Origin of the sequence: Streptomyces sp. MST-110588, assembly GCF_022695595.1 — a bacterium.
Taxonomy (GTDB): Bacteria; Actinomycetota; Actinomycetes; order Streptomycetales; family Streptomycetaceae; genus Streptomyces.
In genome coordinates, this window is sequence record NZ_CP074380.1 from 5,112,234 (window position 1) to 5,127,303 (window position 15,070).

Annotated in this window: 12 protein-coding genes and 1 pseudogene; 10 read left to right on the plus strand and 3 right to left on the minus strand. The window is 72.2% G+C overall.

Annotated features, from left to right (window positions below; all coding sequences use genetic code 11):
* Window positions 1–101 precede the first annotated feature (101 nt).
* Both KGS77_RS22380 and KGS77_RS22385 read right to left on the minus strand, forming a co-directional pair.
* The gene (locus KGS77_RS22380) at window positions 102–881 is read right to left on the minus strand and encodes a class I SAM-dependent methyltransferase (RefSeq protein WP_242584712.1); all 780 of its coding nucleotides are present in this window, start codon (window positions 879–881) and stop codon (window positions 102–104) included.
* Window positions 882–1,101: 220 nt separating this feature from the next.
* Window positions 1,102–1,563: a MarR family transcriptional regulator gene (locus KGS77_RS22385; protein ID WP_242584714.1), complete on the minus strand. Its 462-nt coding sequence runs from the start codon at window positions 1,561–1,563 to the stop codon at window positions 1,102–1,104.
* A gap of 72 nt (window positions 1,564–1,635) precedes the next feature.
* On the opposite strand from KGS77_RS22385, the gene KGS77_RS22390 reads away from it, so the two are divergent.
* The 9 genes and pseudogenes from KGS77_RS22390 (at window position 1,636) to KGS77_RS22430 (ending at window position 12,451) form a co-directional block, all read left to right on the plus strand.
* On the plus strand, window positions 1,636–2,004 hold the full coding sequence (locus tag KGS77_RS22390; protein ID WP_242584716.1) for a VOC family protein: 369 nt from the start codon (window positions 1,636–1,638) through the stop codon (window positions 2,002–2,004).
* Window positions 2,005–2,161: 157 nt separating this feature from the next.
* Entirely contained in the window at window positions 2,162–2,824 is a 663-nt protein-coding gene (locus KGS77_RS22395; RefSeq protein ID WP_242584719.1) for an ABATE domain-containing protein, read from the plus strand.
* Between the two features lie 167 nt (window positions 2,825–2,991).
* On the plus strand, window positions 2,992–3,987 hold the full coding sequence (locus tag KGS77_RS22400; protein WP_242584721.1) for a MerR family transcriptional regulator: 996 nt from the start codon (window positions 2,992–2,994) through the stop codon (window positions 3,985–3,987).
* 342 nt (window positions 3,988–4,329) lie between these two features.
* A pseudogene (locus KGS77_RS22405) lies at window positions 4,330–5,082 on the plus strand (MerR family transcriptional regulator); the annotation flags it as partial.
* A gap of 638 nt (window positions 5,083–5,720) precedes the next feature.
* The gene (locus KGS77_RS22410; RefSeq protein ID WP_277994257.1) at window positions 5,721–6,260 is read left to right on the plus strand and encodes a sigma-70 family RNA polymerase sigma factor; all 540 of its coding nucleotides are present in this window, start codon (window positions 5,721–5,723) and stop codon (window positions 6,258–6,260) included.
* The gene (locus KGS77_RS22415; RefSeq protein ID WP_242584723.1) at window positions 6,257–7,171 is read left to right on the plus strand and encodes a zf-HC2 domain-containing protein; all 915 of its coding nucleotides are present in this window, start codon (window positions 6,257–6,259) and stop codon (window positions 7,169–7,171) included. Before KGS77_RS22410 ends, KGS77_RS22415 begins: the two co-directional genes overlap by 4 nt.
* Before the next feature lie 251 nt (window positions 7,172–7,422).
* Window positions 7,423–9,822, plus strand: a complete 2,400-nt coding sequence (locus tag KGS77_RS22420) for a UvrD-helicase domain-containing protein (RefSeq protein ID WP_242584725.1) — start codon at window positions 7,423–7,425, stop codon at window positions 9,820–9,822.
* A gap of 501 nt (window positions 9,823–10,323) precedes the next feature.
* Window positions 10,324–11,760 (plus strand): NAD-dependent malic enzyme, encoded by a 1,437-nt coding sequence (locus tag KGS77_RS22425; RefSeq protein WP_242584727.1) that lies wholly within the window; start codon window positions 10,324–10,326, stop codon window positions 11,758–11,760.
* 409 nt (window positions 11,761–12,169) lie between these two features.
* Entirely contained in the window at window positions 12,170–12,451 is a 282-nt protein-coding gene (locus KGS77_RS22430) for an HU family DNA-binding protein (protein ID WP_004571953.1), read from the plus strand.
* Window positions 12,452–12,719: 268 nt separating this feature from the next.
* Here KGS77_RS22430 and murA read toward each other — a convergent pair whose 3' ends face one another.
* Window positions 12,720–14,057: a UDP-N-acetylglucosamine 1-carboxyvinyltransferase gene (gene murA, locus KGS77_RS22435; RefSeq protein ID WP_242584729.1), complete on the minus strand. Its 1,338-nt coding sequence runs from the start codon at window positions 14,055–14,057 to the stop codon at window positions 12,720–12,722.
* A gap of 393 nt (window positions 14,058–14,450) precedes the next feature.
* On the opposite strand from murA, the gene KGS77_RS22440 reads away from it, so the two are divergent.
* Window positions 14,451–15,041, plus strand: coding sequence for a YqgE/AlgH family protein (locus KGS77_RS22440; protein WP_242584731.1), 591 nt, complete (start codon window positions 14,451–14,453; stop codon window positions 15,039–15,041).
* The last annotated feature ends 29 nt before the right edge of the window (window positions 15,042–15,070 follow it).

A 15,070-nucleotide genomic window follows, 5' to 3' on the forward strand; every position in this document is an offset into this window, starting at 1 on the left:
CGGGAGCCTGTCGGCCTGCTTGCCCGCCTGCCCGTCCGCCTGCCGTGGCCGTCCGCCCGCTGCCGTACGTCGGGTTGCCGTGGCCGGGCCGGCCGCCCCGGTCAGGACCGAGGCTTGCGGACGCGGATCTTGGACTGGCCGTGCGGCCGGGACTCCCAGTCGTCCATGAAGCGGGCGTCCAGGCCGTGCTTGCGGGCCAGCGCCAGCAGCGTCTCGGTGCGGTAGTAGAAGTCCTCGCGCAGCACCTGGTGTTCGCTGCCCTCGGTGCGGTCGAAGGTGAAGTCGAAGAAGCCGTCCGGGGCCAGGATGCGGCCGACGTGGGCGAGCGCCTCGTCGATGACCGGCAGCGGCGAGTGGGAGAAGACGCTGTGCGCGTGCACGACGTCGAAGTGCCCGCTCGGCAGGAAGTCGAAGGTCAGGTTCTGCGTGATCGTCAGATGCGGCAGCTTGTCCTGCAACTCGTAACGGGTCAACGTTCGCTTCGCCGCTATGAGGATGTCGGGCGAGATGTCGATCCCGTAGTAGTGGCCGGTGTCCAGGTACGAGATGAACCGCCAGCCGGCCCGCAGGTTGCCGCAGCCGATGTCCAGCATCCGGTTCTCAGGCGCGAGGCCGTGTTCCTTCAGGTAGTCGAACTGCATCGCCCCCAGCGCCAACCACCGGTCGTGGCTGCGGCTGCCGACCGCCGCCTCCGGGTTGCGGCTGGTGTCCGAGGCCATCACCGCCCGGTAGTAGGCGACGTGGTCGGGGTGCTTCAGGCGCAGCCAGGTGTCGCGCGCGGTGCGCTTGAGGTACGGGGTGATGCGGTCCGGATTCTGCACCGCGTAGCGGACCTTGTGGGTGAGGCTGGCGCGGTTCTTGAGCATGGTTCTGGGCGGCATGGAGACTCTCGTCCGTGGGGAAGGCGACACATGGCTGGTCCCGCAGCCGACGTTGGCGGCTGCTGACCGTCGTCACTTCCACGACTGTACATCATGCGTATACATCCGCTGTATACGTGTCATGCATACATGCTGTGTATACCTGCATGCATATGTGCCGTGCCTGCACGCGCGTCACGCATGCATCCACCGCCTGCGCGGCGGTCCCGCATGTGGGCCGTCAGCCCTTCAGTGCCCGCGCCATGCGGTCGAGGTCTTCCAGGAGGCCGGGCAGGCGCTCCTCCGGGACGGCCTGGATCATGCGGGACTCGATCGCGTACACGGCCGTCTGTGCCGCGTGCAGCCGGCGCCGCCCTTCGTCCGTGAGGGTCGCGGGGCGGGCGCGGCCGTGGTCGACGGCATCGGGCCGGGTGAGCAGTCCGCTCTCCTGGAGTCCGCGCAGGACGACGTTCATGGACTGGCGGGTGACGAAGGTGGCCCGGGCCAGCTCCGCGTTCGACAGGCCCGGGCGGGCGGCGAGGACTTCCAGGCAGGCGTACTGCGGCACGGTCAGGCCGTGGTCGCGCAGTACCTGGTCCATGGCGCCGCGCAGGGCGGCGTGCGCGCGTTTGAGGCGGTATCCGACGTGATCGAGGACGTCGTCGGCCGGGTGGGGCGGAGCCTCGTGCTTCTGCATGTCCATATTTTGACATCCACTGACGGGCGGCGTTAGCGTCATTGATGTCAAAGTCCTGACATTCAGAAGGAGAACGCCATGCCCGTCAGCATCGACGGCCCCGACTTCGTGGCTCTGCAGGTCCGCGACGTCACGGCCGCGGCCGACTTCTGCGAGAAGCACCTCGGCCTGCGCCGCGTACCCGCCTCGCCTCCCGGGGCGGTGGTGTTCGACACCAAGCCCTGCCCGATGGCCGTACGGGAACCGCTGCCCGGCACCGACCTGGACGCCGGCCGCCCGGGCCTCGGCGTCGCCTTGTGGTTCGCCACCTCCGACGCCCCGGCGCTGCACGAGAAGCTCACCGCGGCCGGCGTCGAGATCCTCACCCCGGTCACCGAGAGCCCGTTCGGCCCGACGTTCTCCTTCGTCGGCCCCGAGGGCTACGTCCTGACCGTCCACGGCGCCTGACGGGGCCTGGCCCCCGTTCGCCCCGGCCTCGCCGCCCCGGCCTCGCCGCCCCGGCCCCCGGACAGCTCCACGCCCGCCGGTACCGAGGGTTCCGGACCGGGGCCGGGGCGGGCACTCTGGGAGAACACATGTTGTCTCCGTAAGGAGTGGCAGGCACATGGCGGCGCCTTACGACCTGCGGTTCGACTGCGGGCGGATCTGCCTGGACCTGGTGGCCACCACCGGGGGCCCGCACGCCGAACGGCTCGTCGGCCCCGAGCAGTTGACGGCCTGGCTCGTCGGCGCGGGGGTGGTCCCCGGCGGCGCTCCGATCGCCGGCGTCGACACCGCCTGGGTCGCCCGTTTCCGGGCCCTGCGCGAGCTGCTGCGCCGGGTGCTGCACGACGAACTCACCGACCGGGCGGCCGATGCCGACCTGACGCTGCTCAACGACACCGCCGCGCCCGCGGTGCCGCCCGTCCGCGCCGTACGCGCCGAGGGCGGCGACCTGGTCCGTACGCTGGCCGGCCCCGCCGACTGCGCCGGGCTGCTGGCCGCGGTGGCGCGGGACGCCATCGGACTGCTGACGGACGCGGTGGCGCGCGGCCAACTGCGCCAGTGCGAGGGCGAAAGCTGCTCGCTGGTCTACCTGGACACCTCACGCGGACGGCGGCGGCGCTGGTGCTCCAGCGAGGTGTGCGGGAACCGGGAACGGGTGGCCCGTCACCGCCGCCGCGCCACCCGCCGCGGCACGGATACCGCCACCACGTCCGTCCAGGGCACCGTCCCGGCACCGTCCCCCGCCGCCACGCCCACGGGCGCCCCCGCCGCCGTACGGTGAGGCCCGCGCGGCCGGAGCCGAGGGGCAGAGGAGCCGAGGGGCAGAGGCGCGCCGGAGCGGGAACCGGCGCCGGAGCGGGAACCGGCGCCGGACCGCGGCCGGCCGGCCCGAAGCGGCTTGACCTTACCCTCAAGGGCAAGGTCTAGCGTTCTTCGAGGTGAGCGGCAATGCGGATCGGTGAGCTGGCGCGCCGTGCGGGTGTGACGCCCAAAGCGGTGCGCTACTACGAAGCGTTGGGGCTGCTGGCACCGGAGCGGCTGGCCAACGGGTACCGGGACTACGGCGAGTACGACGTACGCGTCGTGCGGGAGATAAGGGCACTCAGCGGTCTCGGGATTCCCGTCGAGCGCACCAGGCCGTTCCTGGACTGCCTGGCGGCCGGCCACCGGCACGCCGACGACTGCCCCGCCTCGCTGGCCGGATACCGGGACGCCATCGACGAGCTCACGCAGCGGATCGAGGGGCTCACCGCCCGCCGGACGGTGCTGCTCGCGCACCTGCGGGAGGCCGCCCACCGCAACAGCCGGGTCTCACCGGACGACGAAGAAGAGGACCTGATGACCACACACGCAAGCCTGCCCGCCTCATACACCACCCTGCCCGCCGGCCTGCCCGTCCCCGAGGACGACGGCGCAGCCGCGCATCTGCCCGGCATGAAGGTGCCGCCCCTGGAACTCCGGGGCACCGCGGACACCGCCGTCCGCCTCGACGCGCTCGGCACGGGACGTACGGTGATCTACGTCTACCCGCTGACCGGCCGCCCCGGCGCCGACCTGCCCGACGGCTGGGACTCGATCCCCGGGGCGCGTGGCTGCACTCCCGAGGCCTGCGGCTTCCGCGACCACCACCGAGACCTGCTGGCCGCCGGCGCGCACGGCGTGTTCGGCCTGTCCAGCCAGGACACCGACTACCAGCGCGAGGTCGTCCAGCGTCTCCACCTGCCGTTCCAGATGCTTTCCGACCCCGAGCGGAGCCTGGCACAGGCGCTGGGCCTGCCCACGTTCGTGACCGGCGGGCTGACGCTCTACAAGCGGCTGACCCTGATCGTCCGCGACGGCGTGATCGAGCACGTCTTCTACCCGGTCTTCCCGCCCAACGAGCACGCCGCACAGGTCCTGACCTGGCTGCGGGACAACCCTCTGGAGACTCCCGGTAAAAGGTAGTAGAAGTGCGTGGAAGGGCGCGCCCCAGAGCTGGTCGACCAGCACTTCGGGGTCGATGCCGACGCGCAACCGGCCCCGCACCTGGGCGCGGCACATGGCCTTGGGCGCGAGCGTGGACGTAACCGTCGAGGGCGAGCGTGCCGCGTGAAGGCCACCACCTCGGCGCGCACTTCGTCCGCGGGACGCCGTCCTCGTCCGCGCCGTGCCGGCGTACGCACCGCCTGCTGGACTGATGACCTGCTTCGACCTGCTTCCACCGTGCTCCGACTCAAGGCGAACGGCGAGCCCGCCGGGCAGGTGGTCAGGTGCTCAGGTGGTCAGGTGGGGGCAAGCAGGCCGCTTGTGATCACCGTCCGCGCGGTCGCCCGGATGTCGGGTGTGACGGCCCGGACACTGCGGCACTACGACGACATCGGCCTGTTGCCGCCGGCCTGGGTCGGGGCCAGCGGCCACCGTTACTACGAGGAGCGCCAACTGCTGCGGCTGCAGCAGGTTCTCGTGCTGCGGGCGCTGGGCCTGGGGCTGCCCGAGATCGGCCGGATCCTGACCGCGCAGGTCGACGAGCTGGAGGCCCTGCGGGGTCATCACCGTCGGCTGCTCGCCGAGCGTGACCGGCTGGACGCCCTGGTCGGCACCGTCGCCCGCACGATCACCGAGCTGGAGGAGTCCAGGAAGGACGGCACTGACATGATCAGCATCAGCCGGCCGGAGAACCTGTTCGAGGGCATCCGGTCTGCCCAGTGCATAAAGGTCGTGCACGGTTTCCCGAAGGTGGTCGGGGCCGTCGAGCGGCATACCGCGGCATTGAGCAGGGCCGAGATCGAGGCCGACGGGCGCGAGCGCACGGCGCAGATGGTCCGGCTGGCGGAGCTGCTGGCCACCGGTCTGCCCGCTGACGCCGACGCGGTGCAGGCCGAGACCGACGCCCAGTACCGGACGCTGGCCCGGAGCCGGGCAGCCACCGCCGAGGAGTACCGCGCGATCGGGCGGTGCTGCGTGGAGAACGAGCACTGGCGCACGGCGTACGAGTCGATCGCGCCGGGCCTGGCCGCATACCAGCGGGCCGCCATCGAGGCGTACGCCGCAACTCGGCTGCGCCGAGCCGGGACGGGGCCGCCGCCACGGTGGTGCGGCGGCCTTGCCGGATCTCGTGAACAGAACCAGGTGGGCGCCGCGCGTCCCCGGTCACCGGGGCGCGCGGCGCCGCGTTCGAGAGGCAGCAGGCCGCCGCCCGGCGTGAAGGGGTGGAGCGTGGGGCGGCGCCGTGACCCCCGTTCGCGGCGCCGCCTGGTCCGTGGGCGGTGGTACGGCTGCCACGGGCCGTACCACCGCCTCTTCTTCGTGCGGGCCTCGGCGTGCGCCTCGGCCACGGGTGCGCGCTGCTGCACGGCGGCCCTTCATCGATCCCCCGATCCCCCGATGAGCCGGTGTCCCGCAGCGGCCCTACGGGAGGCTGTACGCAGCGGGCTCGCGGCCCGGTTCACCGTACGGACGAGTTGCGAATGAGTGCTGCGTCACACCCTGCGGGCTGAACGCGGCGGGGGCGGAGTCCGTATAGGGGAAATCCGTGAAGGGCGCCTGCCACGCGCGGGCGGCCGTTGCGGAATTCTTCGTGCCGCCTCTGAGTCGAGGCCCGGATCGGCGCGTACTGAGGACCGAGGGGCCGGCCGGCCCCGCCCCGTACGAATGGGGATCGCAAAGGTCCGACTCGGGCTATCGACCGGGGAGTTGGCGTGCGCAAGGATGCCGTCGTGGCCGACAGGGCGAGACCCGACGAGGAACTCATGCGGGCTCTGTACGAAGAGCACGCGGGCCCGCTCCTCGCCTTCGTCCTGCGCCTGGTGGCGGGCGACCGTCACCGCGCGGAGGACGTGGTGCAGGAAACCCTGCTCCGCGCCTGGCGCAACGCCGAACAGCTCCAGCGCGCGACCGGTTCCATACGCCCCTGGCTGGTGACCGTCGCCCGGCGCATCGTGATCGATGCCCACCGCAGCCGCCAGGCCAGGCCGCAAGAGGTGGATGCCGCTCCCTTGGAGTCGATGCCGGCCGCCGACGAGATCGACCGGGCCCTGCGCCTGATGACGATCTCCGAGGCGCTGGGCGACCTCAGCCGGGCTCATCGGGAGGCCCTGATCGAGACGTACTTCAAGGGACGTACGGTCAGCGAGGCGGCGGAAGTGCTGCGCGTACCGGCCGGGACGGTCAGGTCCCGGGTCTTCTACGCCCTGCGCTCCCTGAAGCTCTCGCTAGAAGAACGAGGAGTGACGGCGTGACCCCGCCAACGCAGCCGATTCACCACACCGACGTCGGCGCCTACGCGCTGGGCGTCCTGGACGCCGCGGACGCGGCACGGTTCGAGGAGCACCTCGCCGAGTGCGAACGGTGCGCCGCCGAACTCGACGCGCTGATGGACCTGCCCCCGCTCCTCGCCGAACTCGCCGCTCCGCGACGCGAGGACGTGGGGGAGGACGGCGTGTGGGGAGACAGCGTACGAGGGGACGGCGTACGAGGGGACGGTGTTCCGGGGAACGGTGCGCGGGAGAACGGTGCTTGGGAGAACGGTGTCCGGGGCGACGGCGTACGGGAGGACGGTGCGGGGCGCCGGGCCGCCCGCCCCGTACCGGATCTGGAAGCGCTCACCCCGGCCCCGGGCCCCGGGCTCCTGGACGGGCTGCTCGACGAGGTCGCCGCCGCCCGCCGCACCCGGCACCGGCGCCGGCTCTACCTGGTGGCCGCGGCTGCCGCGCTGATCGTCGGCGGCCCCCTCGCGACGGCCGCCCTGACCTCCGGCTCCGGAGGCGAGGAGACCCCGGAATCCCTGGCGGGCTACGCGCGGACGGTGTACGAGTACGGCGAGAAGGCGGGCACGGTCGACCCCGTGACCAAGGTCGCCGCCAGCGTCGCGATGGAGCCACGCCCCTGGGGCACGCACGTCGCCCTCAAGCTCGGCAACGTCAAGGGCCCGCTCACCTGTGATTTGGTGGCCGTCGGGAAGAACGGCGCGGAACAGACCGTGACGACCTGGGCCGTACCCAAGGGCGGCTACGGCCTGAAGGACGGCGCCGCGAAGTGGAACAGGGAGCCCCTCTACACCCACGGCGGGGCGGCCATGAACCGCCGGGACATCGATCACTTCGAGGTCCGCACCCTGGACGGCAGGCGGCTGGCCGAGGTCAAGGTCTGACCGGCCGACGACCGGGGCCGACCGGCCGCCGACCGGGACCGACCGGCCGACGACCGGAACCGGCCGGCCGCCGCCGGGCTTCGCCCGGCCGCTCGCCCCGGGGCACCGGACGCAACCCCCCGCAGTCGGGATCCCGCCCCGGAAAAATCTCCGGGCCGCGTTGCCCGTTTCCGTCCGAGAAGCCGGATGCGCCCGGTGCCCCCATCGCGTACGGTTGACGGCTGCCCTACGCACAGCAGAAGGGGGCCTGGGTGGCCGCGCAGAACGCCACGCACGCGCCGGATTCCGTTCGCGACCGCGAGATCGAAACCGAGCAGACGCACCTCGACCGCGTCTACCAGCGTCTTGAGGAGAAGATCCACGAGGCCGAGTTCCTGATGGACGACGCCGCCAAGCGCGGCCAGGTCGGCACGCCCGGCGCGCTCGCCGAGCGGGACGCCCAGGTCTTCCAGGCCGGCGTCCATCTCCACCGGCTCAATTCCGAGTACGAGGACTTCCTCTTCGGCCGTATCGACCTGCTCCTCGGCAAGGACGGCAAGAAAGGGCCCGACGGCGCGTACACCTCCGTCGAGCCCGCCGACGGCGCCATCGCCGACGGCCGCGCCGAGATCGCCGAGACGCTGCACATCGGCCGTCTGGGCGTCCTGGACGCGGACTACAGCCCGCTGGTCATCGACTGGCGGGCGCCGGCCGCCGCGCCCTTCTACCGCGCGACGCCGGTCGCGCCGGGCCGGGTCGTACGCCGCCGGGTCATCCGCTCCAAGGGCCGCCGGGTCCTCGGCGTCGAGGACGACCTGATGCGCCCGGAGATCACCGCCTACCTGGACGGCGAGGAGCTGCCCGCGGTCGGCGACGGCGCGCTGATGGCCGCGCTGGGCCGGGCCCGCAGCCACTCCATGCGGGACATCGTCTCCTCCATCCAGGCCGAGCAGGACCTGGTCATCCGGGCGCCCGCCGCGTCCGTGACGGAGGTCGAGGGCGGGCCGGGCACCGGCAAGACCGCGGTCGCCCTGCACCGCGCCGCCTACCTGCTCTACCAGGACCGCCGCCGCTACGCGGGCGGCATCCTCATCGTCTCCCCCACGCCGCTCCTGGTGGCGTACACCGAGGGCGTGCTGCCGTCCCTGGGCGAGGAGGGGCAGGTCGCCATCCGGGCCCTGGGCTCCCTGGTGGACGGCGCCGAGGCGACCGCGTACGACACGCCTTCGGTGGCCCGGATCAAGGGGTCGAGCCGGATGCAGAAGGTGCTGCGCAAGGCCGCCCGCGGGGCCCTGGAGCTGTCGGGCGCCACCGTCCACGGGACCGGCTCCGGGACGGCCGGCGGACAGCTCGCCTTCGGTGACGTGGAGGAGGCCGCGGACGGACCGGCCGCGCCCGCCGGCCCGCCCGACCGGCTGCGCGTCGTCGCCTTCGGCTCCCGTATCGAACTGGACGCCGAGGAACTGCGCCGCATCCGGCACACCGCCCTGGGCGGCACCGCGCCGGTCAACCTGCTGCGCCCGCGCGCCCGCCGGCTGATCCTGGACGCCCTGTGGTCCAAGTCCGGCGCCGCCAGGCGCTACACCGACCCGGAGCTGGCTGCCGAGGCGCGCCAGGCGTTCGACGAGGACATCACCACCGAGCCGGACTTCGCGGACTTCCTCGCCGCGTGGTGGCCCGAGCTGACCCCGCGCCGGGTGCTGGCGGCCCTGGCCGACGAGCGCCGGCTCGGCCGCTGGGCCCGCCGGGTGCTGAACCCGCGCGAGGTGCGTCAGCTCGCCCGCTCGCTGCGCCGCCTGGACGACCGGGGGCAGGGGCCGCTGTCGGTCCACGACGTGGCCCTGCTGGACGAGCTCCAGTTGATCCTGGGCGCCCCGCCCCGGCCCGCCCGGCCGCGCGAGGCCGACCCGCTGGACCAGCTCACCGGCCTGGAGGAGCTGACGACGTTCGCGGACCGTCATTCCGGTGGCCGCGGGCGGCGCGAGCGGCTGGAGGAGGAGCGTACGGACTACGCCCACGTCATCGTCGACGAGGCACAGGACCTGACGCCCATGCAGTGGCGGATGGTCGGCCGCCGCGGCCGGCACGCCACCTGGACGGTCGTCGGGGACCCGGCGCAGTCCTCCTGGTCCGACCCCGACGAGGCGGCCGAGGCCCGCGACGAGGCGCTGGGCACCCGCCCCCGCCGCCGCTTCACCCTCACCGTCAACTACCGCAACCCGGCGGAGATCGCGGAGCTGGCCGCCAAGGTGCTGGCCCTGGCCATGCCGGGGATGAGCGCGCCGACGGCGGTCCGCTCCACCGGTCTGACGCCGCGCTTCGCGGTCGCCGGCGAGGACCTGGCGCAATCCGTACGGGAAGAGGCCCGGCGGCTGCTGGCGGAGGTGGACGGCACGGTCGGCGTGGTCGTGGCGATGAACCGCCGGGCGGAGGCCCGCCGCTGGCTGGCCGGTCTGGGCGACCGGGTCGTGGCGCTGGGCTCGCTGGAGGCCAAGGGCCTGGAGTACGACGCCACGCTCGTGGTCTCGCCCGCCGAGATCGCCGACGAGTCCCCGGCCGGTCTGCGGGTGCTGTACGTGGCGCTGACCCGGGCCACCCAGCAGCTCACCGTGCTCTCCGGCCGGCGGGACGAACCGGATGCGCGGGGGGTTCCGGACCTGCTTCGCGACTGAGGTCGCGGGACGGGATTCGCTTGGGGAGATGGTTTGTTAGCCTTGGTGGTGGCACCGGCTCGATCCAAGCCCCCGGGCCCAACCATAGTCGCTACGAGCGACCACTTGCCGCGAGGCGAGCATGGCGGGTCGGTGCCGCCTTACGTACGCGAGGGCGCCTGTCATCAACGCATGACAGGCGCCCTTCGCCGTTCCCGGGGCTGCTTCCCGCCGCGTCGCCCCCTCCCTGCCGCGCATCGCTCCGGGGTCTGTAGACGGCCGTTGCCGCGGGCTGCTGCGAACCGTTGCGACACCAAATCCCGCCGCGCCGCGAGCCTTCCGCCGCAACGATCATCTCTCGTATGGTGGAAGTACCTTTCCGTAAACCAGGGCAGGGCGGGCGGCTGGTTACCACGTACCGGCTGGTAGGTGGGACGATCGGACGACGCTCCGCGGACCCGGCCCCGGCCGGCCACGGAGCGGCGTGCACAGGGAAACAAGGGAAAGCAGAGGAAGTCGGCCATGGCAACGGCGCCTAGCGTCTCGTATTCGATGACGGTGCGACTGGAAGTCCCCGCGAGCGGCACGGCCGTCAGCCAGCTCACCACGGCTGTGGAGTCCTCCGGCGGTTCCGTCACCGGCCTGGACGTGACCGCCTCCGGCCACGAAAAGCTCCGGATCGACGTCACCATCGCCGCGACCTCCACCGCCCACGCGGACGAGATCGTCGAGAAGCTGCGCGGCATCGAGGGCGTGTCGCTGGGCAAGGTCTCCGACCGTACGTTCCTGATGCACCTCGGCGGCAAGATCGAGATGTCGTCCAAGCACCCCATCCGCAACCGCGACGACCTGTCGATGGTCTACACGCCCGGCGTCGCCCGCGTCTGCCAGGCCATCGCGGACAACCCCGAGGACGCCCGCCGGCTGACCATCAAGCGCAACAGCGTCGCGGTCGTCACGGACGGCTCCGCCGTGCTGGGCCTGGGCAACATCGGCCCCAAGGCCGCCCTGCCCGTCATGGAGGGCAAGGCCGCCCTCTTCAAGCGCTTCGCCGGCATCGACGCCTGGCCGCTGTGCCTGGACACCCAGGACACCGACGCGATCGTGGAGATCGTCAAGGCCATCGCCCCGGGCTTCGCCGGCATCAACCTGGAGGACATCTCCGCGCCCCGCTGCTTCGAGATCGAGGCGCGGCTGCGCGAGGCCCTGGACATCCCGGTCTTCCACGACGACCAGCACGGCACCGCCATCGTGGTCCTGGCCTCGCTGACCAACGCGCTGCGCGTGGTCGGCAAGAAGATCGGCGACGTACGGGTGGTGATGTCCGGCGCCGGCGCCGCGGGCACCGCCATCCTCAAGCTGCTGATCGCCGCCGGTGTCCGGCACGCGGTCGTCGCCGACATCCACGGCGTGGTGCACGCGGGCCGTAAGGACCTGGTGGACGCCGACCCCGACTCGCCGCTGCGCTGGATCGCCGACAACACCAACCCCGAGGGCGTCACCGGCACCCTCAAGGAGGCCGTGGTCGGCGCGGACGTCTTCATCGGCGTCTCGGCCCCCGACGTCCTGGACGGCGACGACGTGGCGAAGATGGCGGACGACGCCATTGTGTTCGCACTTGCCAATCCGGACCCGGAGGTCGACCCGGCGGTGGCCCGGCAGACCGCCGCGGTGGTGGCCACCGGCCGCTCCGACTTCCCGAACCAGATCAACAACGTGCTGGTCTTCCCGGGCGTCTTCCGCGGCCTGCTGGACGCCCAGTCCCGTACGGTGAACACCGAGATGATGCTGGCCGCGGCCCGCGCCCTGGCGGACGTCGTCCTGGACGACGAGCTGAACGCGAACTACATCATCCCCAGCGTCTTCAACGACAAGGTCGCGGGCGCGGTGGCCGGTGCGGTGCGCGACGCGGCGAAGGCCGCCGGCTCCGCCGTGACGGCCGACACGGCGTCCGCCTGAGCGGCGGGCGGGCCCGGCGGCGTGGCAACGGCGCCGGGATGCGGCCTGACGGCGGCCTGACAGCGGCGTGGAGGCGGCCTGTGACGGTTGCCACGGCGGCTCCCGCACGGCGCGTCGCGTGACACGGCGCCTGTAGGGCCCCCATAGGGTGGCGGGCAGCAAACGGCCGCAGCCCTGTGGGGCCGGTCCTGAGCGGCACGGTGCGGAACGTCACCACTATGAGGCAGTGGCGCTTTTCGTGTGACCCTCCAGGGTGCCGGATTGGCTTTACCGCCGCAGGTGGGGGCAGGATGCGTATTCGGGCGCGAGGGTCTGTCAGCAGACCCGGGTCCGGGGACTGTCCTAGGACCCTGGCAGCATCGGCTTCGATCTCACGCCTCATTGGCAAGAAGAACACGGGAGTACATACATGAACCGCAGTGAGCTGGTGGCCGCTCTGGCCGATCGCGCCGAGGTGACCCGCAAGGACGCCGACGCCGTTCTGGCCGCGCTCGCCGAGACCGTCGGTGAGGTCGTCGCCAAGGGCGACGAGAAGGTCACCATCCCCGGCTTCCTGACCTTCGAGCGCACCCACCGTGCCGCTCGCACCGCGCGCAACCCGCAGACCGGCGACCCGATCCAGATCCCGGCCGGCTACAGCGTGAAGGTCTCCGCGGGCTCCAAGCTCAAGGAAGCCGCCAAGGGCAAGTGATCCGGCGCCCCTGTGACGACGGGGGTGCGGGAGACAAATGACCTGAGAGGCAGCCGTCCGGCGCGGACGGCTGCCTCTCGCGTATGCGGAGAGTCAGGTACGAGCCCTGCGTGCCGCCAGGGCCTCACGGGGCCCGTCGGCAGCCGTACGGCCCCACGGGCCCCGGGCGCCGCGCAGGCCGCGTACGGCGCCTTCAGAGCCCGCAGGACCGCGAAAAGGGCGGCCACCCGGTCTTCGGATGGCCGCCCTCTTGGCGTACGGAGGCGGATCAGGCGCCGACAGCGCCGTTCGGCAGCTCCACGTGGGCGCCCAGGGAGGTCAGCTTCTCCATGAAGTTCTCGTAGCCACGGTTGATCAGGTCGATGCCGTGGACCCGCGAGGTGCCCTGTGCGGCCAGGGCGGCGATCAGGTACGAGAAGCCGCCGCGCAGGTCGGGGATGACCAGGTCGGCGCCCTGGAGCTTGGTGGGGCCGCTGACGACCGCGGAGTGCAGGAAGTTGCGCTGCCCGAAGCGGCAGGCGCTGCCGCCCAGGCACTCCCGGTAGAGCTGGATGTGCGCGCCCATCTGGTTGAGGGCCGAGGTGAAGCCGAGCCGGGACTCGTACACCGTCTCGTGGACGATCGACAGGCCGGTGGCCTGCGTCAGCGCGACGACCAGAGGCTGCTGCCAGTCGGTCTGGAAGCCGGGGTGGACGTCGGTCTCCAGGGCGATCGCGCTGAGCGCGCTGCCCGGGTGCCAGAAGCGGATGCCCTCGTCGTCGATCTCGAAGGCGCCGCCGACCTTCCGGTAGGTGTTCAGGAAGGTCATCATCGAACGCTGCTGGGCGCCGCGCACGTAGATGTTGCCCTCGGTCGCCAGCGCGGCGGACGCCCAGGAGGCGGCCTCCAGGCGGTCCGGGATGGCGCGGTGGTTGTAGCCGCCGAGCGTGTCGACACCGGTGATCCGGATCGTCCGGTCGGTGTCCATGGAGATGATCGCGCCCATCTTCTGCAGGACGCAGATCAGGTCCTCGATCTCCGGCTCCACGGCCGCGTTCGACAGCTCGGTGACGCCCTCCGCCAGGACGGCGGTCAGCAGCACCTGCTCGGTCGAGCCGACGGAGGGGTACGGCAGCCGGATCTTGCAGCCGCGCAGGCGCTGCGGCGCCTCCAGGTACTGCCCGTCCGCCCGCTTCTCGATGGTCGCGCCGAACTTGCGCAGCACGTCGAAGTGGAAGTCCACCGGACGGCCGCCGATGTCGCAGCCGCCCAGGCCCGGGATGAAGGCGTGGCCCAGGCGGTGCAGCAGCGGGCCGCAGAAGAGGATCGGGATACGGGAGGAGCCCGCGTGGGCGTCGATGTCGGCGACGTTGGCGCTCTCCACGCGAGACGGGTCCAGGATCAGCTCACCGGGTTCCTCGCCCGGGCGCACGGTGACCCCGTGGAGCTGGAGCAGCCCGCGTACGACGCGCACGTCACGGATGTCGGGCACGTTGCGCAGCCGGCTCGGGCCGCTGCCGAGCAGGGCGGCGACCATGGCCTTGGGCACGAGGTTCTTCGCGCCGCGGACCCGGATCTCGCCCTCGAGCGGGGTGCCGCCGTGGACAAGCAATACGTCGTCGGTCATGGATCTCGCGTTCCTGGAGACGGGCAGGGGCCAAGCAGAAATGGTAAGGGCGCCGGAGGGGGTGTCCGTAGGGGCGGGCGGCCTCGGGGCGTGTAATGGCTTTGTCACAACACGCTCCGCTGCGGTCCGACTGTGCTCCGTAATCACTTTTGGTATAAGACATCCCTGTTTGCGATGAGCTGCGTTCCGCCCGGAAGTCGAGATTCCGGGAGCGGAAGTGCCGCTCGTGGCTCCATGGCCCCTCGGGCCCGTAAAGGGACGAAGGGGGGCAACGTGCCTGGCGGGGCCGGAATGGCCGTGCGCCGGTACTGCCGTCGTACGCCCCTTCCCTGCTCTTCACCGGGTCCGGCCGTTGACTCCCCCCGACGGTCCCAAGTGCGGGATCATGTGGTCATGACCGAGGTGTCCTCGCTCACAGGCCGGCTGCTCGTCGCCACACCGGCGCTCGCCGACCCGAATTTCGACCGCGCGGTGGTGCTGCTCCTCGACCACGACGAGGAGGGGTCCCTCGGCGTGGTCCTCAACCGCCCCACTCCGGTGGGGGTAGGCGACATCCTCGAACCCTGGGCGCCGCTGGCCGGGGAGCCGGGCGTGGTCTTCCAGGGCGGACCGGTGTCGCTGGACTCGGCCCTGGGGGTCGCGGTGGTCCCCGGCGGCGCGGAGGGCCCCGGGGGAGAGGTGCCGGGGGACGGCCCGCTGGGCTGGCGCCGGGTGCACGGCGCGATCGGGCTGGTGGACCTGGAGGCCCCGCCTGAACTGCTCGCCGCGGTCCTCGGCAGCCTGCGGATCTTCGCCGGGTACGCGGGCTGGGGCCCCGGCCAGTTGGAGGACGAACTGGTCGAGGGTGCCTGGTACGTCGTCGAGTCCGAGCCCGGTGACGTCTCCGCCCCTGACCCGGAGCGCCTGTGGCGGTCGGTGCTGCGCCGGCAGCGCAACGAACTGGCGATGGTGGCCACCTACCCGGACGACCCGTCGCTGAACTGAGCCGGGCGGGACGGCCGGTGGCCGGTGCC